The 19,421-nt window shown below is 67.8% G+C and carries 19 protein-coding genes and 3 tRNA genes; 18 read left to right on the top strand and 4 right to left on the bottom strand.

Annotated elements, in window-relative coordinates; translation table 11 throughout:
* Positions 1-645: 645 nt before the first annotated feature.
* From FHR84_RS09540 to FHR84_RS09525, 4 genes are read left to right on the top strand one after another with little or no spacing between them, the layout of a single operon-like run.
* Positions 646-4,209, top strand: coding sequence for a nitrate- and nitrite sensing domain-containing protein (locus tag FHR84_RS09540; RefSeq protein WP_179535112.1), 3,564 nt, complete (start codon positions 646-648; stop codon positions 4,207-4,209).
* Between the two features lie 57 nt (positions 4,210-4,266).
* Positions 4,267-4,707 carry a roadblock/LC7 domain-containing protein gene (locus tag FHR84_RS09535; protein ID WP_017976863.1) on the top strand — a complete coding sequence of 147 codons (441 nt, stop codon included), beginning with the start codon at positions 4,267-4,269 and terminating at the stop codon, positions 4,705-4,707.
* A 7-nt stretch (positions 4,708-4,714) separates the two neighbouring features.
* The gene (locus tag FHR84_RS09530; protein ID WP_179535111.1) at positions 4,715-5,335 is read left to right on the top strand and encodes a DUF742 domain-containing protein; all 621 of its coding nucleotides are present in this window, start codon (positions 4,715-4,717) and stop codon (positions 5,333-5,335) included.
* Positions 5,316-5,921: a GTP-binding protein gene (locus FHR84_RS09525; RefSeq protein ID WP_092525831.1), complete on the top strand. Its 606-nt coding sequence runs from the start codon at positions 5,316-5,318 to the stop codon at positions 5,919-5,921. Before FHR84_RS09530 ends, FHR84_RS09525 begins: the two co-directional genes overlap by 20 nt.
* Positions 5,922-6,248: 327 nt before the next feature.
* On the opposite strand, the gene FHR84_RS09520 is transcribed toward FHR84_RS09525, so the two are convergent.
* The gene (locus FHR84_RS09520; RefSeq protein WP_179535110.1) at positions 6,249-6,593 is read right to left on the bottom strand and encodes a hypothetical protein; all 345 of its coding nucleotides are present in this window, start codon (positions 6,591-6,593) and stop codon (positions 6,249-6,251) included.
* 276 nt (positions 6,594-6,869) lie between these two features.
* Here FHR84_RS09520 and FHR84_RS09515 point away from each other — a divergent pair, with 276 nt between their 5' ends.
* Entirely contained in the window at positions 6,870-7,133 is a 264-nt protein-coding gene (locus FHR84_RS09515) for a hypothetical protein (RefSeq protein WP_179535109.1), read from the top strand.
* 138 nt (positions 7,134-7,271) lie between these two features.
* Here FHR84_RS09515 and FHR84_RS09510 read toward each other — a convergent pair whose 3' ends face one another.
* Positions 7,272-7,694: a TIGR03668 family PPOX class F420-dependent oxidoreductase gene (locus tag FHR84_RS09510; protein ID WP_179535108.1), complete on the bottom strand. Its 423-nt coding sequence runs from the start codon at positions 7,692-7,694 to the stop codon at positions 7,272-7,274.
* Positions 7,695-7,722: 28 nt separating this feature from the next.
* On the opposite strand from FHR84_RS09510, the gene FHR84_RS09505 reads away from it, so the two are divergent.
* From FHR84_RS09505 to FHR84_RS09475, 7 genes are all read left to right on the top strand, one after another.
* The gene (locus FHR84_RS09505) at positions 7,723-8,706 is read left to right on the top strand and encodes an alpha/beta hydrolase (protein ID WP_343075212.1); all 984 of its coding nucleotides are present in this window, start codon (positions 7,723-7,725) and stop codon (positions 8,704-8,706) included.
* 318 nt (positions 8,707-9,024) lie between these two features.
* The gene (locus FHR84_RS09500; protein ID WP_179535107.1) at positions 9,025-11,685 is read left to right on the top strand and encodes a putative bifunctional diguanylate cyclase/phosphodiesterase; all 2,661 of its coding nucleotides are present in this window, start codon (positions 9,025-9,027) and stop codon (positions 11,683-11,685) included.
* Positions 11,686-11,901: 216 nt separating this feature from the next.
* A tRNA-Thr gene (locus FHR84_RS09495) sits at positions 11,902-11,974 on the top strand.
* A gap of 88 nt (positions 11,975-12,062) precedes the next feature.
* A tRNA-Met gene (locus FHR84_RS09490) sits at positions 12,063-12,134 on the top strand.
* A gap of 112 nt (positions 12,135-12,246) precedes the next feature.
* Positions 12,247-12,417, top strand: coding sequence for a 50S ribosomal protein L33 (rpmG, locus tag FHR84_RS09485; protein ID WP_083921655.1), 171 nt, complete (start codon positions 12,247-12,249; stop codon positions 12,415-12,417).
* Positions 12,418-12,554: 137 nt separating this feature from the next.
* The gene (locus FHR84_RS09480; protein ID WP_179535106.1) at positions 12,555-13,019 is read left to right on the top strand and encodes an FAS1-like dehydratase domain-containing protein; all 465 of its coding nucleotides are present in this window, start codon (positions 12,555-12,557) and stop codon (positions 13,017-13,019) included.
* Positions 13,016-13,441, top strand: a complete 426-nt coding sequence (locus FHR84_RS09475) for a MaoC/PaaZ C-terminal domain-containing protein (protein ID WP_179535105.1) — start codon at positions 13,016-13,018, stop codon at positions 13,439-13,441. The genes FHR84_RS09480 and FHR84_RS09475 overlap by 4 nt, the downstream gene beginning before the upstream one ends.
* 365 nt (positions 13,442-13,806) lie before the next feature.
* Here the strand turns inward: FHR84_RS09475 and FHR84_RS09470 are convergent, their stop codons facing one another.
* Positions 13,807-15,039, bottom strand: coding sequence for a pyridoxal phosphate-dependent aminotransferase (locus FHR84_RS09470; RefSeq protein ID WP_179535104.1), 1,233 nt, complete (start codon positions 15,037-15,039; stop codon positions 13,807-13,809).
* A gap of 207 nt (positions 15,040-15,246) precedes the next feature.
* On the opposite strand from FHR84_RS09470, the gene FHR84_RS09465 reads away from it, so the two are divergent.
* The 6 genes from FHR84_RS09465 (at position 15,247) to FHR84_RS09440 (ending at position 18,723) form a co-directional block, all read left to right on the top strand.
* Positions 15,247-15,319 (top strand) — tRNA-Trp (locus FHR84_RS09465).
* Between the two features lie 110 nt (positions 15,320-15,429).
* The gene (gene secE / locus FHR84_RS23225) at positions 15,430-15,819 is read left to right on the top strand and encodes a preprotein translocase subunit SecE (protein ID WP_179535103.1); all 390 of its coding nucleotides are present in this window, start codon (positions 15,430-15,432) and stop codon (positions 15,817-15,819) included.
* A 95-nt stretch (positions 15,820-15,914) separates the two neighbouring features.
* Positions 15,915-16,739: a transcription termination/antitermination protein NusG gene (nusG, locus tag FHR84_RS09455; protein WP_179535102.1), complete on the top strand. Its 825-nt coding sequence runs from the start codon at positions 15,915-15,917 to the stop codon at positions 16,737-16,739.
* A gap of 156 nt (positions 16,740-16,895) precedes the next feature.
* Entirely contained in the window at positions 16,896-17,330 is a 435-nt protein-coding gene (gene rplK / locus FHR84_RS09450; protein ID WP_017976849.1) for a 50S ribosomal protein L11, read from the top strand.
* 119 nt (positions 17,331-17,449) lie between these two features.
* A complete protein-coding gene (gene rplA / locus FHR84_RS09445; RefSeq protein WP_142078237.1) occupies positions 17,450-18,163 on the top strand; it encodes a 50S ribosomal protein L1 in 714 nt (237 codons plus the stop codon).
* A gap of 140 nt (positions 18,164-18,303) precedes the next feature.
* Complete coding sequence (locus tag FHR84_RS09440; RefSeq protein WP_343075211.1) at positions 18,304-18,723, top strand: hypothetical protein; 420 nt, start codon at positions 18,304-18,306, stop codon at positions 18,721-18,723.
* A 270-nt stretch (positions 18,724-18,993) separates the two neighbouring features.
* Here FHR84_RS09440 and FHR84_RS09435 read toward each other — a convergent pair whose 3' ends face one another.
* Entirely contained in the window at positions 18,994-19,404 is a 411-nt protein-coding gene (locus tag FHR84_RS09435) for a hypothetical protein (RefSeq protein WP_179535101.1), read from the bottom strand.
* Between the last annotated feature and the right edge of the window lie 17 nt (positions 19,405-19,421).

Raw genomic sequence — 19,421 nt, 5'->3', positions numbered from 1 at the left:
ACTACGACCCACTCCTACTAAAGGGTGAACGATGGTCCTGCTGTTGTAGGGGTCGGGTTGGTCCGCGGCGGGGTGCCGCGGTGCGGGCCGCGGCGGCTCGGGTTGCGGTGTCCGCAGCTCATAAGCCATTACTGATGAGTACCACAGTTACTGCGCGGAGTTGCGGCTGTCCCCGTTTTCATCCGGCGCGAAATCAGTTAAAGTGATCGGGTTTCCCACTGTCCGGTGTGGCTCCGGCCGGTGGGGCCCGGTCGTGTCGGTGGCCCCGAGGGGTGATCTTGTTGGCAATCGATTTCGCAGTTCACCTGCCGAGGTTTGGAAAAGACGCCCCGTGATCGGTATGTTGGCCGCTGTCTTTACAATCCGGGGTGGCCACGAGCCGCGCGTCACCCGTTGAAAAGGCCGGTGAAGTGACTCCTTGCGGTGGGCGACTATTGGTGACGGAGAGTATTGCAAGGATCCCCTTCGCCGAGAATACTGCGAACCGAAACGATCTGCGGTGAGCTCAGATCTGCTCGGCTGGCAGGCAGATAAGCCTTCACTCGACCGAGTGGCAGATGCCGTTCTCCTACGATTTGTTCGTTCGGAAGGGACCCGCACTGTGACAGAGCAGGACGAACGACAGCTTGACTTCCGGGGGCTTTTGTGAGTGCGGCGGCACGACGGGCGAACCGAGAGCAAGCCCAGGATGCTTCGGCCGCGCCCAACAGGCCCGGAGGGGCGCGTCGGGCGGCGCTGACCGACTGGCGCAACTGGCGCATTCCGATCAAGCTCGCCGCCGTGGTCCTGGTTCCGGTCGTTTTCGCGGTCACGCTCGGCGTCGTCCAGATCCACGACGAGGTAACGAAAGCGAACCGGTACGAGGAAATCAGCCGTCTGGCTACCGCGCGTGACAAGATCCAGCCGCTGCTCACCGGCCTGCAGACGGAGCGGACGAAGGCCGCCGAGGTGCTGGGCGGCGTGCCGGGAGCCATGCAGGAGTACCGGGGGCAGTACGAGAAGGTCACCGGGTACGTCAAGCAGGCCCCGCAGGTGCTGGACAACGTCCAGAAGTTCAGCCCGGTCACCTCGGCCCAGTTCGACGAGCTGCGCAAGGAGCTGAGCGGTCTTCGGGAGTTGCGCGAGGGCGTGGTCACCGGGGCGTTGAGCCCGGTCGACGCCATCCAGCGCTACAACAACGTCATCGACTCGTTGTTGTCGATGGAAAGAGCCGTGATCAACACCATCGACGACTCCGGGCTGTACACGATGATCAACGCGCTGCACGAGCTCTCCAGGGCCGAGGACGAGATCCGCATGCAGCGTGCGCTGGTGGACGCCGCGCTTCCGCGCAGCGAGTTCTCCCCGGCGCTGACCGACGCCTTGAACGACGCCAGAGCACGGCTGGATTCACGCGTGAGCAGTTTCGAGTCCGTGGCCAACTCCGAGCCGCGTCAGGCGCGTGAGGTCGTGAACAGCGCGGAGATGGAGCGCTGGGCCGCTGCCGAGGACGAGCTGATGCGGGCCATCCGGGTGGACGAGGTCCACTCCTCGCTGACCCTGGGGCAGTGGGACCAGTTGTCCGACCAGTTGATCCAGCGCACCGGGCAGGTTCGCTCGGAGCTCTCCCAGAGGTTCAACGAGCGCGCCTACTCGCTGTACAACGACGCCAGCAACCGCGCCGGGACGACGACGGTGCTGCTGTTCAGCGCGCTGGTCATCGCGGTGGCCGTGATGTTCTTGATCGGCAGGCACATGCTCGGTTCCCTCGGGCAGCTCCGCCGCGGTGCTTTGGACGCGGCCAACAAGCAGCTCCCCCACGCGGTGGAGCGCATTCGGCAGGGCAACGAAGCCGAAACAGAGGTCGACGCGGTTCCGGTCGAGACGACCGAGGAAGTCGGCCAGGTGGCGCGCGCTTTCGACGAGGTCAACAGGCAGGCGCTTCGGTTGGCCTCGGAGCAGGCGAACCTGCGCCGCGGGTACAGCGACTCGTTCGTCAACGTCTCCCGGCGCAGCCAGAGTCTGCTGGAACGCCAGCTGCGCCTGTTCGAGCAGCTCGAGCAGGACGAGGACGACCCGGACCAGCTGTCCACCCTGTTCCGGCTCGATCACCTCGCAACCAGGATGCGCCGGAACAACGAGAACCTGATGGTGCTGTCCGGAAGCGACATCGCCAGGCGTTTCACCCAACCGGTGGAGCTGGCCGATGTGCTGCGTGCCGGTGTGTCGGAGATCGAGCACTACCCACGGGTCGTGGTGCAGTCCCCGCCCGCGGCCCGGCTGGTCGGCTACGCGGGCAGTGACCTGGTTCGCCTGGTGGCGGAACTGCTGGACAACGCCGCGAACTTCTCCTCGCCGGAGACCTCGGTGACGGTGTCCAGCCGCCAGTCGGAGGACTCCTCCCTGACCATCGACGTGCTCGACCACGGCATCGGGATGGGCGACCAGGAGATCGTCGAGTCCAACGAGCGGCTGGCCTCCTTCGACGAGGAGGACCTGTCCGTGTCCCGCCGGATGGGACTGCTGGTGATCGCGCGGCTGTCCGGCAGGCACGGGATCACCGTGCGACTGCACGGGGGCGACGACGTGGACGGCATACGTGCCACCGTCCACATCCCCCCGGACCTCGTCATTCCGGATCGCAGCGGATCCGTCCAGGTTCCGCAGCAGTCCACACCGACCCCCACGGGGCCGTCCCAGGGGCCTCCGAGCACCCCGCCGGGGCCTTCGCCCATCGAGCAGCAGCTGACCAGCAACGAGGAGGTCGCCGAGCAGCCGAAGCGCAACGGCGCGGACCAGCGCTCCCAGCAGCCCAAGGTGAACGGCACCAGCAGGCGTCAGGTCCTGGAGGGCGGTTTACCCGGATTCGATCTGCGGGAGGAGTCCTCCGCTCCCGCGCGGGAGCGGGACACCCGGTCCGCGCAGCAGGCCCAGCCACCGCAGACGGGGGAGTGGACCGAGCAGATCGAGCGCGTGCATCCCGGAGAGCCGGTTCCGGAACCGGATCCGGCCCCGCGTTCGGAACCCACCGCCCCGCCGGAGCCCGCCCCGCGGGAGGAGCAGGCAGCCCCCGCCCCGGCACTGGAGCCCGAGGGACGTGTCCGGGGGCTGTTCGAACCCCCGGAGGGGCAGGAGTACCAGGAGACCGACGAGGAGGAGAACCTCGTCGCGGAGGAGGGCAGCCTGCACTTCGACGGGCTGGCCGGTGAGGGGACTCCGGAACAGCGCTTCTCGGACAGCGCCCCGACGGTCGTCCGATCGATTCCGCCGGGCGTGGGCGCTCAGGGAGCGGGCACCGGGTCGAACCCGACCGACTCCTCCCCGCAGTGGTTCCACCCGGCCCCGGAGAACGCGCGGTACCAGGCCGGGGACACCTCGCCGGACGAGGCCGCGCAGTGGCAGTGGCCGAGCGACGACGACGTCTCCGGGGCGGACGCCTCCGCCGGCTCCGCCGCCGCTTTCTCCAGCACTCCGGGCGAACCCCGGCGGAGCGAGCACCAGCAGGTCGACGGCTCGGTCGGTCCCGCCCCGCGCAGCGAGCCCGGCGGTTACACGAACTCGGGGCTGCCACGTCGGACTCCGCGTGCGGAGCTGGACGGCACGGCGGGCACGGGCTCCGCGGAGGACGCCTCCGGTGGCCGTGCCGCCGGGCGGAGCTCCTCCGACGGCCGCGGTGGAATGAGCTGGATGGAGGAAGCGACCCTCCAGGGCTCCGAGGGACGGTCCGAGGCCCCGGCGGACGGACGGAACGAGAGCGGGCGGAGTGACTTCGGTGCTCCTTCGGCCCGGAGCGGTCGTGCGGACGGCCTGTCGGCCACGGGGCTGCCGCAGCGGAGGCCGGGCAAACCGCGGCAGGCGGGTGACGAGCCGTCCGGGGATCCGCGAGGAGCAGCTCACCAGCCGGACGGACGGCAGCACCCGCGGCCCGGTGCGGCGGGTGAAGACACTCGATCGGAGTCGCCCGTGAACGAGTCCTCCCCGTGGAACTTCTCGACCGACCAGCCCCGGGACGGAGCCGCGGCCGCGTCGAATCCGGAACCCGCGGATTACACCTCCGCGGGCTTGCCGAGGAGGGTTCCCAAACAGCACCTGGCTCCGGGAAGCGCCGCACCGTCCTCGGACGGGGGGAACTCGGGGCAGCAGAACACACCGGCACCGGACGAGACACGGGGTCGGTTGTCCAGCTTCCAGCAGGGCGTGCGCAGGGGCAGGCACAGCGCTGGGGAGTAGCAGGCGGAGCCGAGTTACGCCCGCTCGCTCACTGCCGGATCTATCGAAGGAGGCGCGATGTCAACCCAGCAGGCGAAGATCGACCAGTTCAATTGGTTGATCACCGACTTCACCGAGCGCGTCAGCGGAGTCGCGCACGCGGTCGTCGTGTCGGCGGACGGGCTGCTGCTGACGTCTTCGGCCAAGCTGCCGCAGGACAGGGCCGAACAGCTCGCGGCGGTGGCTTCGGGTCTGTTAAGCCTCACCCAGGGGGCCGCTCGTTGCTTCGAAGCGGGGCAGGTCAAGGAGACCATCGTCGAGATGGACCGCGGCATGATGCTGCAGATGTCCATAAGCGACGGTTCCTGCTTGACGGTGTTGGCGGCACCGCAGTGTGATATGGGTTTGATCGCCTACGAGATGGCGATGCTGGTCGAACGCGTCGGTCGGATCCTCACGCCCGAATTGCGTTCGCATTTGCAGGGTGCGGGTAATTCCGTGTCAGAGCAACTGGTGTGAGGCCACCATGAGCAGGAATTCCGGCTACGGCGAACGTCCCGAGGACGAAGCCGGGCGACGGTACGGGCGGGAAGACGGGCAGGACTTCGACGAAGCGACTTTCGCCGACGTCTACAGTGGTCTGAGTTTCGGCAGCAAGCGCGGCCGGAAGAAGCGCCGCTCGGAGGAGGAGCGGGAGTCGGACGGTTCGCAGCAGGAGCCCCAGCGGCCCCCTGAACGGTCGACCCCCGGCCCCTCCCCGGCTCCGATCCCGGAAGGGCAGGACGCGGGGGGCGCCTACCCGGAGGACACGCCTGCGGCCAGCATTCGCTCGTACGCGTGGACGGGGGGCAGGACCAAGACCAATGTGGAACTCGAACTGGAGACTCTGGTTTCCACCGGCGCGAACTACCGTCCGGGTGCGCCGTTGCGGCAGGAGTACCAATCAGTGGTGCAACTGTGCGGCCATCCCCGGTCGGTAGCCGAGGTCGGGGCGCTGCTCGGTGTGCCATTCGGTGTGGCCAAGGTTCTGTTGGCGGACATGGCCGAACAGGGGCTGGTCGACGTCCATCAGACCGTGACCGACAGCGGCAGTGAACCGCACATGATGTTGATGGAAAGGGTGTTGAGTGGACTCCGCCGGCTTTAAGGCGCCCCAGCAGACCGGAAAATCGTCCACAAGTTCGGCCAAGATCGTGGTCGCGGGTGGATTCGGGGTGGGTAAGACGACCTTCGTCGGCTCGGTTTCCGAGATCGTCCCGCTCACCACGGAAGCGGTCATGACGGAGGCCAGCCAGGGAATCGACGATCTGGCCGCCACACCGGGAAAGAACTCCACCACGGTGGCGATGGACTTCGGTCGGTTGTCGCTGGACGAGGACCTGATCCTCTACTTGTTCGGCACTCCGGGCCAGCAGCGTTTCTGGTTCATGTGGGACGACCTGGTACGTGGTGCGATCGGAGCCGTCGTGCTGGTGGACACCCGCAGGTTGGCGGACTGCTTCTCCGCGATCGATTTCTTCGAGGACCGGGGAACTCCGTACGTCATCGGGGTGAACTGCTTCGACGGAAGGCTGCAGCACAACCTCGAGGAGGTGCGGGAGGCGCTCGCCGTCGGCTCCGACGTCCCCCTGCTCAGCTGTGACGCACGGGATCAGGCATCGACGAAGGAGGCGCTGATCTCGCTGGTCGAGTACGCGATGAGCAAGTGGGTGGCCTCGGGCCGCAGTGCCTGACGGAGCTCTTCCGCTCCGGTCGTCGGGCTGCTCGCTCCGGCGGAGCCTTCCGCCGCTCTCGCCGCGGGTGTGCCTCCGGCCCAGTGGCGGCCGGGCCCGGTGGTTCCGAGTGGCGGGTGGAGCACCGTGTCCGGGCGTCCGAGCCCCGACCTGGCGGACCGTTCCGCGCGGGGGCCTTGGCGCGGGAGGTGCCGGTGGCGAGCCCCCGGCGCCGTCCGCGTCGAACCGCCGCGGCTTCGCGGAAGGGCCCCGCCGCGCGCTCGGCCGCTCCCGCCGTGCCCGGGCCGGAGGAGCGCTCCGGTGACCGGGCCGGTTCGGAGGACGTGGTCACCGCCCCGAGGTGTCGCGTTCCGAGGTGTCGCGTTCCGAGGTGTCGCCGTAGACGAGGTCGTCGGCCTGCGTCAGCCCGGCGTCCAGCTCCGCACGTTGCTCGGCTGGCAGCGCCTCGCGGAAACCCTCGCCCGCCGCGCGCACGAGCACCATGAGCTTCTTGCCCATGCCCCGTGCCTGCGTCAGCCGGACGTCGGGGGCCGCGAGCATCTCCCGTGAGTCGTGGATGAGTTTGCGGTAGCGGTGGTTGAGTTCGGCGTGCCGGTCGACCACGTCCATCGCCCGCTCCAACGGGGAGAGCCGGTCGGTCGACACCCGCACCTGATACGGATCCTGCTGCACACCGAAACCCTACGAAGTCGGGGCGGGGCGGTCGAACCGGCGGGACCGAAGAGTTCGGTCCTCCCCCGTCGCGGGTGGTTGCTCGGCGGAACCTCCCGCGGCAGCGCCGGGGGACGGCGTGGCCGTTCGGCGCCGGGAGCATCGCTTCGGCCGCCGACTTGGCAGGAGGGAACCCCGAAGGTGTGGCGGTGATGTTTCTCACCGGTTTCTCCGTGGGTGCGCACCGGACTCACCGCTTCGTGTTCCACAGGGCGTTCCGGTGCCTAGAATGGCGCGGTGAGCATCGACCGCGTCGAACGTGCCAGACGCAGACAAGCACGCAGGGAGACCCGAACGCGCCGCGCCGAGAACCGGGGAGATGCGGTGACCGGGGTGGACGGCCTGTTCGAGGCGGGCGGCAAGTACCGGCTGGAGCGGGCCGAGTGGGTCGCCGTCGCCAAGGAGGACGACAGGCACGCCGGGGAGGGCGTGGGGGACGACCCGGCGGAACGACCGATCCGGCTGCGTCCGAGGGGGAACGGCTCGGAATCGGAAAAGTGAGCGTCGGCATGCTCCGAAGGACTCGACAGCGGCTCCACTCCGTCCGTAGTGTCGATGGCGCGCCCCGCGCTCCCGGTGACCCCCAGGCCGGTCGAGCGCGGGGCGCTCTCTCGTTCGGGGTGGTTCTTCGCGGTCGGTTCACTCGCCGGCCGACCACCCGGTGATCCGCCTCACCCCGATCACGATCACGCTCGCCCGCGGCGGGTGGTCGGCGTACTGCTCGTACTTGGCGGTCAGCGCCCGCACGAGCTCCGGGTGTTGTTCGGCGGGGGCCACCTCGGCCACGCCGTCGGCGCGTACCCACCACAGCGCTCCCCAGTCCTCCTCGTAGTGGTCGGCGAGCACCGACACCCGCGGGTTCTGCTCGATGTTGCGCAGCCTGCGCAGCGAGGTGGTGGTCTTGGGCTTGTGGTCCACCGCGGTGACGATCCGATCGGCTCCGCGGTCCACGGCGAAGGTCACCGGAACCAGATGGGGCTGCGCGTCGTGGCCCACCGTGGCCAACCGCGCGACCCGGGCCCGCTCGAGCAGGCCCGTTGCCTGCTGTCGGTCGATGCGCATGTGGCGATTCGCTCCGTATGTTCGTAATGTGTCTTCCGGTTCGCGGTCAACATCTCCCGTTCGCGGCCCCGGGGCCGCACCCAGCTACGAGCAGCGTTCGCACTGGACGCGCTATCAGGAGTTCTTCCCGGGAGGCCTGCGGGTCTCCCCGGACAACGCCCCGGAGGAACGGTGGTGGTCCTGGCGGGGGGCTCCCGTGCACCTGGACGTCGTCCGCAGGGACGGTGCACCCGGCAAGCTCCTGGTGCTGCACGGTATCGGTGGTTACGGGAGGATGCTGGCTTCCTACTCCAGGTTGCCCGCGCTGGCGGACCTGGAGTACCTGGCTCCGGACCTTCCCGGGCACGGGTTGAGCTCGGCCGGGTCCGTGGTCGGCTACCGGCAGTGGGTGGATTTCGTGATCGACCTGCTGGCCGCCGAGCGGGCTCGCGACCACAGGCCGATCGTCCTGTTCGGAGTGGGGACGGGTGGTTGGCTGGCCTATCAGGTCGCCGCCCGCGTTCCCGGCCGGGTCGCCGCCCTGCTCGTCACCGGGCTGGCCGACCCGAGGGTGGCGGGGGTGCGTGACGGGCTGGCGGCCAATCCCGGGGCCGGGCTGCTGTCCGGGGTGTTCGCCGGGGTTCCGCTCGTTCCTCCGGTGCACGAAGTCCCGCTGCGGTGGTTGCTCGACGTCACCGCGGTCTCCAACCACGCGCGCTTCGCCGCCGCCTTCGCCGCCGACGAGCTGGGTGGTGCGCGCAGGATCCCGCTGGAGCTGTTCCGCTCCTATCTGCGGCTGCGTCCCGCGGTCGTTCCCGAACGGTTCACCGGACCTCCGGTGCTGCTGGTGCGTCCCGAGGAGGACCGCTGGACCCCGGGAACCCATTCGGAGCGCTTCTTCGAAAGACTGGCGGCTCCGAAGAGAGCGGTCTCGCTGGTGCGTTCCGGTCACCTGCCGAGCGAGGAGGCGGGACTGGCCGAACTGGACCGCTCCGTGCGCGACTTCCTCGAGGAGTTCCGGGTTCCGCACTGACCACGATCACGGGAAGTGTTCCCCTGACACGTACCGTGCTCGCCCTCTCGGGTTGTTGCGGCAATGTTCACAGTGGCCGGTGGTTGCTCTGCGTTATCCGTTCCTGTTTCGGTTCCGTGGTGTATTCGTGCGAAAACCTTTTCCCGTGGTCGGGCACGGGCAGCGAGGTTTGAGCACGGCGAGTGGTCACCTCTAGTAATCTGCCCGGAGTGTCGTCCACGATGGCACCAATCCGAAGCTGGTCAACCAGTGTGGTCGTGCGTCACGATCGACGCTGAGTAGCGCGACTCGTCGGGTCGCTTGGTGGGAGGGGCGTGGATGATCGAGCATCACCGCTCTTCGGGAGCGACAGTGGACACCGAGGTCCCGCGTCCTCCGGTGCGCTCGGAAGTGTCCCCGCGGCGACGCCGCATCTTCAACGGTTTCTCGCTGGCCGTTCTGCTCACCGGAGTCCTCGTCGCCGTGGTCGCGGCGTGGGCGCTGCCCTTCCACTACGACCCGGACCTGCTGGTCATCGGTCCGTTGCTGGCGGCGGGTTTTCTGCTCGTCGAGCAGCTCACGATAGACGTGGACGCCAAGCGGGTGGGCTGGACGATCTCGTTCACCGAGATCCCGCTGCTGTTGGGGCTGCTGACGGCGCCCTTCGAGGTGGTGCTGGCCGCCAATCTCGTGGCGGGGCTCGCGGCCCAGGTCGGCAAGCGGGCCGCCACCCACGTCTCCTACAACGCGGGCGTGCTGTGCTGGGAGATCGCCGTTCCCTTCCTGGTGGCCGCCGGTTGCCACGACCTGTTCGGCTCGGCCGTGCCCCTGTGGTTCTGCGCCGGAGTGGGTGCGGTCAGCTCCTCGCTGATCAGCTGCGGCTGCGCGGTGGCCGCCCTGCACGCGCTGGGGAACGGGATGCGGGCCTCGGCCGGATTGCTGCTCGGCGGTCGCACCTTCGTGGTGGGGCTGCTCAACACCTCGATCGGCCTCGTCGGGTACGAACTCGCGACCAACACCCGCTGGGGGTGGGCGCTGGTCACCGTGCTGGCGGTCGGGGTGCTCGCGCTGTACCGGGCGTACTCCGGTCTGCTGCGGGAACAGCGGGACCTGGAGGCGCTCAGCGACGTGAGCCTGCGCGTGGCCCGCTCCGGGCAGCACGCGGCCCGCGCACTGTCCGATTCGGGCACTCCGGCCGTCAGCGCCATCGGGGAGCAGGTCTCGGTCGAGGAGTGGGAGCCCGTGGCCGAGCGCATCCGCGAGCAGTTGAACGCCACCCGTGTGGTGCTGCGGCTCTCACTGGATCCGCGCGGTGAGGTGAGCACCCTGGTCTCCGGGACCGCTCAACCGGAGGAGACGACCGACGACGGTGCCGCCCTGCTGCGGGAGTGCCCGCTGCTTCAGCTTCCCGGGACGCACGTCCGCTCGTTCCGGTTGCTCGACGCCCCCGAGGAGATCCGCCGGTCGTTGCGCGACAGAGGCGCCCACGAGGCCCTGGTGGTCCCGCTGCGCGGGACCAACCAGCTGCTCGGGGCCATCGAGGTGCACGACAGGGTGAGTCGCTGGCGCGGTTTCGGGCGGGCGGACGTCCGGCTGCTGCACACCCTGGCCAGCCATCTGGCGACCGCGATGGACAACCGCAGGCTGCTGGCCAGGCTGCGGCACGACGCCTACCACGATCCGTTGACGGGGCTGCTCAACAGGACCGGCTTCAGGGAGATGACCGCGGAGGCGCTGCACGAGGACGCGGCCGTGGTGTTGCGCGTCGACCTCGAACTGCTCACCACGGTCAGCGAGGCCCTCGGCTACGCCTGGGGCGACCGGATGATCGTCGCGGCGGGCAGGAGGATGCGCGAGTACCTCGGCTCGCACGTTCCCGTCGCGCGGCTGGAGGCCAACTCGTTCGCGGTGCTGCTGCACGGGCACACGGAGACGCAGGCGGCGGAGATCGCGACCGCCCTGCGCGAGATCATCGCCGAGCCCTACCCGCTGGACCGGTTGGTCGTGGAGGCGACCGCCGTGGCGGGCTACGTCTCCTCGGTTCCCGCCGAGGAGGACTCGGCCGGCGATGTGGACGTGCTGCTGCAGCGCGCCGACGTGGCCGTCAGGGCGGCCCGCAACGGCGAGGACGGGGTGCGCGGCTACGTCCCGAGCATGGGGCAGATATTCCTGCGGCGCTTCCAGCTGGTGACCCAGTTCCGGCAGGCGCTGGAGTGCGGGCAGATAGAGGTGCACTACCAGCCCAAGGTCGCGTTGCCGAGCAGGAACGTGGTCGGGTCCGAGGCGCTGGTCCGCTGGTCCCATCCGGAGTACGGGCGGCTTTCCCCGGACGAGTTCGTTCCCGTGGTGGAAGCCACCGGATTGGTGGATGCTCTTACTTCTTTCGTGCTGGAGCGTGCGCTCGGCCGCATCAGGAACTGGCTGGACCGTGGGCTGCGCCTCTCGGTCTCGGTGAACCTGTCGGTCCGCAATCTGGCCGACGAGACCTTCCCCGATCGGGTGAGCGAAGCCTTCGACCGCTACGAGGTGCCCCCCGGGCTGCTGACCTTCGAGCTCACCGAGTCGAGCGTCATGGCCGACCCGGACCGCTCGCTGCCGGTTCTGCGCAGGCTCCGTGCGCTCGGGGTCGTGCTCGCGGTGGACGACTTCGGCACCGGCTACTCCTCGCTGGCCTACCTGCGGCAACTGCCCATAGACGAGGTCAAGATCGACAAGAGCTTCGTGCTCGGCATGGGGACCGACCTCAGCGACATGGCCGTGGTGCGCTCGATCGTCGAGCTCGGGCACTCCCTGGAGCTGAGCGTGGTGGCCGAGGGGGTCGAGGACGATGCCGCGCGGGACCAGCTCGTGCGGATGGACTGTGACACCGCGCAGGGTTACCTGATCTCGCGTCCCCTGTCCGAGGAACGGTTCGAGGCGTGGCTGTGGGCGCGCACGAGCAAGGTGACTCCGGACGAGTGCGGCGCCGTCCCCGGGGAGACGGTCCTCCGGGTGAACTGACCGGTGCTTTCCGTTCTTCCCTGCCGCGCCGACGGCTCGACCGGAAAGCGCTGTGAGCGAAGTCTGTTCGCCGGGGGCTTCCGGGGGCGGTGGAGAGGGGGCCGCGTGGTGGACACCCCCCTTCGGGGGTGATGAACTGGGAATACGCGGAAGGGTACCCCCGTTGAAAACGGTGCGTGGATGTTGTGTAGAGTAGTAATCGCTCCGCAAGGGCACGCCCCAATAGCTCAGTCGGCAGAGCGTCGCCATGGTAAGGCGAAGGTCTACGGTTCGAGTCCGTATTGGGGCTCTGCAGGGCCGGCCGCGGTACTCGGTACACTGAGTGCTGCGGCCGTCTTGTGAGGGGTACACTGTGTACCCGCGCGGAATGTCCGCGAGGCGGTGTAGCTCAGGGGCAGAGCAAACGGCTCATAATCGTTGTGTCGCCGGTTCGAATCCGGCCACCGCTACTCCTGCGGCTGCGATGCCGCCCGGCCCGGGGCGGTATCCACGTGGAGTGAACCGGACAGCGCGCCGGACAACGCGATTGCCCGGTTCCAGACACGAGAAGAGAGGTCTCCCGTGGCTAAGACGCCCACCGATGTTCGCCCCAAGATCACTCTTGCGTGTGAGGAGTGCAAGGAGCGCAACTACATCACCAAGAAGAACAGGCGCAACGACCCGGACCGGATGTCGTTGAAGAAGCACTGCCCGCGTTGCAACGCGCATCGCGCGCACAAGGAGACCCGCTGAGACCTGTTCGGCGGGCACCGCTCCGGGGTGTCCTCACGAGGCACTCCGCTCGGAGCTGATACGAGGCTTTCCCGAGAGGCCCCGCTCCGGCCACGGCCGGGGCGGGGCCTCTCTCGTGCTGCGATAGTCTGCCCGGCGTGCCGCTCGACGAAGGTTTCATCGGACGTGAGTATCCGCCAAGCAGTCCGTACGAGGTCGCCAGGGAGAAGATCCGCGAGTTCGCGGACGCGGTCAAGGACGATTCGCCGCTGTACCGCGACGCCGAATCGGCCAAATCCGCGGGTTACCAGGACGTGATCGCTCCGCCGACGTTCGCGATGCGGTTGGCCATGACCGCCCAGGACGTCGTCGTGGGGGACGAGCAGCTCGGTCTGGACTACAGCCGGGTGGTGCACGGGCACCAGGCCTTCCGGCATCATCGGCCGATCCGGGCCGGGGACGTGCTGGTCACCGTCGTGCACGTGGACGACATCAAGGCCCGTGCGGGCAACGACTTCCTCACGGTGCGTGCCGAGATCGGCACCGTGGAGGGCGAGCCCGTCTGCACGGCCACGTCCACCCTGGTGGCCAGGGGGACCGCCGAGGAGGGAGAACAGGCGTGACGCCGACACTGTCGCAGGTGAGCAAGGGTGACCAGCTGCCGGAGCTGAGCATTTCGGTCACCAGGGGAGACCTGGTGCGCTACGCGGGAGCTTCCGGGGACTTCAACCCGATCCACTACAGCGGGGCCTTCGCCCAGGAGGTGGGGCTGCCCGACGTGATCGCCCACGGCATGCTCACCATGGCGCTTGCCACTCGGCTGGTCACCGACTGGCTGGGCGATCCGGGGCGGATCATCGAGCACGGTGTCCGGTTCACTCGTCCGGTCGTGGTGCCGGACGACGAGAACGGGGCGCGGGTGGAGCTGTCCGGAAAGGTCGTCTCCGTCGACGAGGAGGACGGCACGGCCAAGCTCAACCTCACCGCGAAGTGCGCCGGGCAGGGAGTGCTCGGCGGGGCCTACGCCCTCGTGCGCCTTTCCTAGGTCTTGACGTTGTGGCTGCTCGGTTTGCTCGGGTGGTTGGTTAGCCGTCACGTGAGTCGGCGCCTTGGGAGCGTTGGAGGGCACCTCGAGTAGCGGCCTACGCCACGTGCCCTCCCGCCTTGCAACGCATCCGACTCACGCACCGGAGCTTCTCGTCCTGCTCGGGCTGAAGCACTCGCGTCGAACGGAACCTTCTGCCGGAAGTGCGCAGAGTTCTCCTTCGACGCGCCTGCGCCGGATCCTAGACAGGAACTGCCAGCATGAGGGTGCTATCCGACGCAGGCGCTTACGAGCCTGAGCAGCTCGACCAGGCCGCGAGAGGTTCCGCCACGGAACCACCCAAGCAGGCCAACCTGTGCGTTCTCTTACCGCGCCTCGGAGAGAAGCTCGCCCATCCGGCGGACGCCCTCGGCGAGGTCCTCGTCCCCGAGGGCGTAGGACATCCGGAAGTAGCCCGGTGTGCCGAAGGCCTCTCCCGGGACCACGGCCACCTCGGCGTGTTCGAGGATGACCTCGGCCAGCTCGGCGCTGGTCCGCGGGCGGGTTCCGCGGATCTCCTTGCCGAGCAGCTCCTTGACCGAGGGGTAGACGTAGAAGGCTCCCTGCGGCTCGGGGCAGTTGACCCCGGGGATGGCCGAGAGGCGTTCCACGATCGTGCGCCTGCGCCGGTCGAAGGCGGCACGCATCTCGGCCACCGCGTCCAGGGAACCGCTGACCGCTTCGAGGGCGGCCCGCTGGGAGACGTTGGCCACGTTGGAGCTCAGGTGCGACTGCAGGTTCGCGGCGGCCTTGATCACATCGTTCGGGCCGATCATCCAGCCGATCCGCCATCCGGTCATGGCGTAGGTCTTGGCGACGCCGTTGAGCACCACGCAGCGTTCGGCGAGCTCGGGAACGACGACCGGCATGGAGACGTGCCTGGTGTCGCCGTAGACGAGGTGCTCGTAGATCTCGTCGGTGACCACCCAGATGCCGTGCTCGACCGCCCAGCGGCCGATCTCCGCGATGCGTTCGGGGGGGTAGACCGCCCCGGTCGGGTTGGAGGGGGAGTTGAACAGCAGCACCTTGGTCCGCGGGGTGCGGGCCGCCTCGAGCTGTTCCAGGGTGACCAGGTAGCCGGTCGACTCGTCGGTGGGGATCTCGACGGTGGCCCCTCCCGCGAGGGAGATCGCCTCCGGGTAGGTGGTCCAGTACGGCGCGGGCAGCAGCACCTCGTCGCCGGGATCGAGCAGCGTGGCGAACGTCTGGTAGACGGCCTGCTTCCCGCCGTTGGTGACCAGCACCTGGCTCGGCTGGACGACGTAGTCGGAGTCCCTGGCGGTCTTGGTGGCGATCGCCTCGCGCAGCTCGGGAAGCCCTGCCGCGGGGCTGTAGCGGTGGTTGCGCGTGTCGGCGCAGGCCTCCTGGGCCGCGCGCACGATCGGTTCCGGGGTGGCGAAGTCCGGCTCGCCCGCGCCGAAGCCGATCACCGGACGCCCCTCGGCCTTGAGTGCCTTGGCCTTGGAGTCAACGGCGAGGGTGGCCGACTCGGCGATCGCGTCGACGCGTGCGGAGACGCGCGTTTCGGTGGAGGCTGTTGGTGTCTCGGGTGCGCCCATGTGGGCATCGTCTCAGACGAACGTCCGGTCTCGATGACCCGTGCCCACCGATAACGGGCTTCGCGGGGATGCGGTTGGAAATCGACTTCACCCGTGAAGTACACTTTCGTAACCGGGATACCCGGCGGCCCTTCGGCCCCCCGCTCTTTCGGTGGGCAGATCGGGTCGGTAGGGTGTACCGCCGAGTGGTCGGTGATCCGGTCACGAAGGGGTGTAGCTCAATGGGCAGAGCAGCGGTCTCCAAAACCGCAGGTTGCGGGTTCGAGTCCTGTCACCCCTGCGTCGATGTAGACGGTGAGCTAGCAGGATGTGGACGGTAGCGCCGCGCACCCGCTCGGTGGCCTCCACAGCCAGGCTCACGCGTCCGACGAGCGCCAGCTAGGAGGGGGCGTGAGCGAGGACCGCGAGCAGGATTCGGGTGAGGACCGCGAGCAGGAGTCTCGCCCGAACAGTGCCGCCGCGCGCCGCGGGCGCCGAGCCTCAGGGCGTTCCAGCGCTCGTAAAGGGGCGAGTGGAGCCGATTCGAAGGACTCGACCGATCCGAAGGGCAAGCCGACTCCCTCCCGGGACGGCCGTAAGGAACGGGTTTCGCTGTTCCGGAAGATCGGTCGCTTCCTCCGTGAGGTGGTCGCAGAGCTTCGCAAGGTCATCTGGCCGACGCGTAGGCAGCTATTGACTTATACTGCGGTGGTGCTGGTGTTCGTCAGCATCATGGTCGCGTTCATCGCCGGACTGGATCTGCTCTTCGCGCAGGGCGTGCTCCAACTGTTCGGCGAGTGAGGCTCGACCATGGGCAGCTAAGGCGCCCGCACGAACGTGCGGTGGCGGATGCCATCCACCGGGCACGCAACGCACGAGAGGAAGCGAGACCCACTGTGACCTCCTACGACGGCCAGGATTTGACCGGCCTGTCCGAAGAGCGGGACACCCGGACCGAGGAGTCCGCGGAGGAGCCCGCGGCGGGTTCGGACGCGTCCGAGCAGCCCGAGCAGTCCGCCTCGGCCGATCAGGACAGCGCCGCGGTCACCGACGAGGCAGCGGACAGTGCGTCGGCTTCCGAGGAGAGCGAGGAGGAAGCCGAGGGCGACCCGGTGGAAGAGCTGCGTGCCATGCTCAAGCGCGCACCGGGTGAGTGGTACGTCGTGCACTCCTACGCCGGCTACGAGAACAAGGTGAAGAACAACCTCGAGCACCGCGCGCAGACGCTGGACGTCGAGGACTACATCTTCCAGGTCGAGGTGCCCACCGAAGAGGTCACCGAGATCAAGAACAGTCAGCGCAAGTTCGTTCAGCGCAAAGTGCTTCCGAGCTATGTCCTCGTGCGGATGGAGCTCAACGACGCCTCGTGGTCGGCGGTGCGCAACACGCCGGGTGTCACGGGGTTCGTGGGAGCCACCTCCAAGCCTTCCCCGCTCAGCATCGAAGAGGTGCTGAAGTTCCTCGCTCCGCAGGCCGAGCGGGAGGCGAAGCAGACGGCGGAGAAGAAGTCCGCCGCCGCTTCCAAGCAGGAGTCGGGCAAGGCCGTCGAGGTGGAGTTCTCGGTGGGCGAGTCGGTGACCGTGATGGACGGCCCGTTCGCGACGCTGCCCGCCACCATCAGCGAGGTCAACGGCGAGGCGCAGAAGCTCAAGGTTCTCGTCTCGATCTTCGGCCGCGAGACACCGGTCGAGTTGTCCTTCGACCAGGTCTCCAAGATCTAACCCGTTCCCGACAGGGGAACGTGGTGGCCGCGGCGGTCGGCAGGGACTCGTCGCGGATCTTCGGCGGGCGGTTCGGACCTCGAGCCGCCCGTGATCGCTGTCGGCGCGGTGACGCGTCCGGCACGGACGACAGGTAACGAAGACAGGAAGAACGAAATGCCGCCCAAGAAGAAGCGACTTGCAGCTATCGTCAAGCTGCAGATCTCCGCTGGCCAGGCCAACCCCGCGCCGCCGGTCGGTCCGGCGCTGGGTCAGCACGGCGTCAACATCATGGAGTTCTGCAAGGCCTACAACGCCGCCACGGAGAACCAGCGCGGTGACGTGGTGCCGGTCGAGATCTCCGTGTTCGAGGACCGGTCCTTCGACTTCAAGCTCAAGACGCCGCCGGCAGCGAAGCTGCTCATGAAGGCAGCCAGTGTCCAGAAGGGCAGTGGCGAGCCGCACAAGACCAAGGTCGGGTCGGTGACCACCGAGCAGGTCCGCGAGATCGCCCAGACCAAGTGGGTCGACCTGAACTCCAACTCGATGGACGAGGCGGAAAAGATCATCGCGGGGACCGCCCGCTCCATGGGGCTCCGCATCCAGGACTGAGTCCCCGCCTCGCGCGATCGGCGGGTTTCCGCGATCGTGCGCGGCTGTTTCCTCCACCGAGTGTGGGAGGGCCGGGCGCGGCCCCGACACCACAACTGATCCGTTGAACAGGAACAGACATGGCAAAGCGCAGCAAGGCATACAAGCAGGTAGCGGAGCTGGTCGACCGTAACCGGGTCTACTCCCCGAAGGACGCCGTCGAGCTGGCCAAGAAGACCGCCAAGACCAACATGGACCCCACCGTCGAGGTGGCCCTGCGGCTTGGTGTGGATCCGCGCAAGGCGGATCAGATGGTCCGCGGGACCGTGAACCTGCCGCACGGTACAGGCAAAACCGCCCGCGTCGTCGTGTTCACCTCCGGTGAGAAGGCGGCCGAGGCGGAGGCCGCCGGGGCCGACGCCGTCGGTTCCGACGACTTGATCGAGCGTATCCAGGGCGGCTGGCTCGATTTCGACGCGGCTGTGGCCACCCCGGACCAGATGGCCAAGGTCGGCAAGATCGCCCGGGTGCTGGGCCCGCGTGGTCTGATGCCCAACCCGAAGACCGGCACGGTGACGCCCAACATCACCAAGGCCGTCCAGGACATCAAGGGCGGTAAGATCAGCTTCCGGGTGGACAAGCAGGCCAACCTGCACTTCGTCATCGGAAAGGCCTCGTTCTCCGACGAGGCGCTGCTGGAGAACTACGCCACCGCGCTGGACGAGGTGCTGCGTTCCAAGCCGGCCACCTCGAAGGGCCGCTACCTCAAGAAGGTCAGCTTCACCACCACGATGGGCCCGGGCATCACGGTCGACGCGAACCGGACCCGCAACATGACCGAGGCGAGCGTCTGAGGCCTTTCCTCGGCTCTAGTTCCGGATGAGACCGGGCCGTCCCTTCGGGGGCGGCCCGGTTTTTCTCGTCCGGTGGTGGTGTTTCGGCCCAGGTTCCGAGACGATCGGCATCGAGTGGAACGCTCGAAGCGGTTTGTCGGGTGAGCAGGGTGGATGTAGGGGACGCGTTCGTGGCGCGTTTCTGCGAGGTTCTGGCGGAGAGCGGGGAGTGGAAGGTATCCGATCCCGAGGATGTGTTGGGGAATTGGCAGGATTTCGTCTCCTCGTGTGAGCAGGGCTATGACGAGGATCAGTTCGAGTACGACCACGACCTCGAGGACAGGGACACGCTCGAGAAGGCGTTGAACGATCCGGTGCTCAACGGTTTCGCCGAGATCGAGTGGTTGCGTCGTGAGGTGTACGCGGTGGACGAACGTTTTCGCGGGTTGCTGCACGAGCAGCCGAGGCGGGATCCGGCGAGTAGTCCCTGGTGGTACGCGTATGTCCCGCGGTTCGCCGGTCGGGAGTTCGCGGAGGACATGTACAGGATGCACGGCTTGAACATCCGGGTCGTGGAGTAGCGGAGTTTCATCGGTCGGCTGAGGGCCTTCGGGATGTCGAGCGGACATCCTGAAGGCCCTGCTGTTGCGGGGGCCGGTGGAGGTCCGGTGTGTTTCCCGGGCGGGGCGGAGCCGCTTCGGACTGTAGGATCACGAGCCGAGGAAATTCGGGAATCGGAACGGAAAGTTATTCGGCGGATGGTGTTCGCCCCCGGGGGTCCGCAGGTCCCGCTGTCCGAACTGTGAGCGATTCCGGACTTTTTCCTGTACGCGACCTCTCGGACATGAGCATCAGTCCACGATTCGGATGCTTAATCCGTATCGCGAGTAGACGTCCTCCGCGAAGTCTCGACGGCCGAACCGAGGTATGTAACAGTTCCACCACGGGTGGCTGTCCGGATTCTTTACCGGGTGGTCGCAGAGGATGTCACGGATTCGCGCATCGATCTCGAAGACCCGCGCGCGTAGCTCGCTGATTTCCTCGTGCTCGTTGAGTGCGGGGTCGTTCAGGGCTATTTCGAGTGCGTCCCTCGCCTGCAGATCGAATTCGTACTCGTCCGTAATATCATCGTATCCATCCTCGCACAGCGCTACTAGCTCCCGCCACATCGCCAGATAGTCGTCGGTGCTTGCGGTTCTCCAGTGCCCGTCCTCGAGTTGTGCTTCACGAAAGCGGGTTTCGAAAGCGTTCTCTTCGTTCATGGTGTCCTTCGGGGTTT

Origin of the sequence: Actinopolyspora biskrensis (assembly GCF_013408175.1) — a bacterium.
Classification (GTDB): domain Bacteria; phylum Actinomycetota; class Actinomycetes; order Mycobacteriales; family Pseudonocardiaceae; genus Actinopolyspora; species Actinopolyspora biskrensis.
This window is presented reverse-complemented; position numbering and strand designations above follow the sequence as displayed.

Excerpts from the sequence above, each read along its gene's own strand:
- FHR84_RS09470 (WP_179535104.1), bottom strand. The coding sequence starts at position 15,039 with ATGGGCGCACCCGAGACACCAACAGCCTCCACCGAAACGCGCGTCTCC.
- FHR84_RS09500 (WP_179535107.1), top strand. The coding sequence starts at position 9,025 with ATGATCGAGCATCACCGCTCTTCGGGAGCGACAGTGGACACCGAGGTC.
- rplA (WP_142078237.1), top strand. The coding sequence starts at position 17,450 with ATGGCAAAGCGCAGCAAGGCATACAAGCAGGTAGCGGAGCTGGTCGAC.
- FHR84_RS09435 (WP_179535101.1), bottom strand. The coding sequence starts at position 19,404 with ATGAACGAAGAGAACGCTTTCGAAACCCGCTTTCGTGAAGCACAACTC.
- rplK (WP_017976849.1), top strand. The coding sequence starts at position 16,896 with ATGCCGCCCAAGAAGAAGCGACTTGCAGCTATCGTCAAGCTGCAGATC.
- FHR84_RS09510 (WP_179535108.1), bottom strand. The coding sequence starts at position 7,694 with ATGCGCATCGACCGACAGCAGGCAACGGGCCTGCTCGAGCGGGCCCGG.
- FHR84_RS09530 (WP_179535111.1), top strand. The coding sequence starts at position 4,715 with ATGAGCAGGAATTCCGGCTACGGCGAACGTCCCGAGGACGAAGCCGGG.
- FHR84_RS09535 (WP_017976863.1), top strand. The coding sequence starts at position 4,267 with ATGTCAACCCAGCAGGCGAAGATCGACCAGTTCAATTGGTTGATCACC.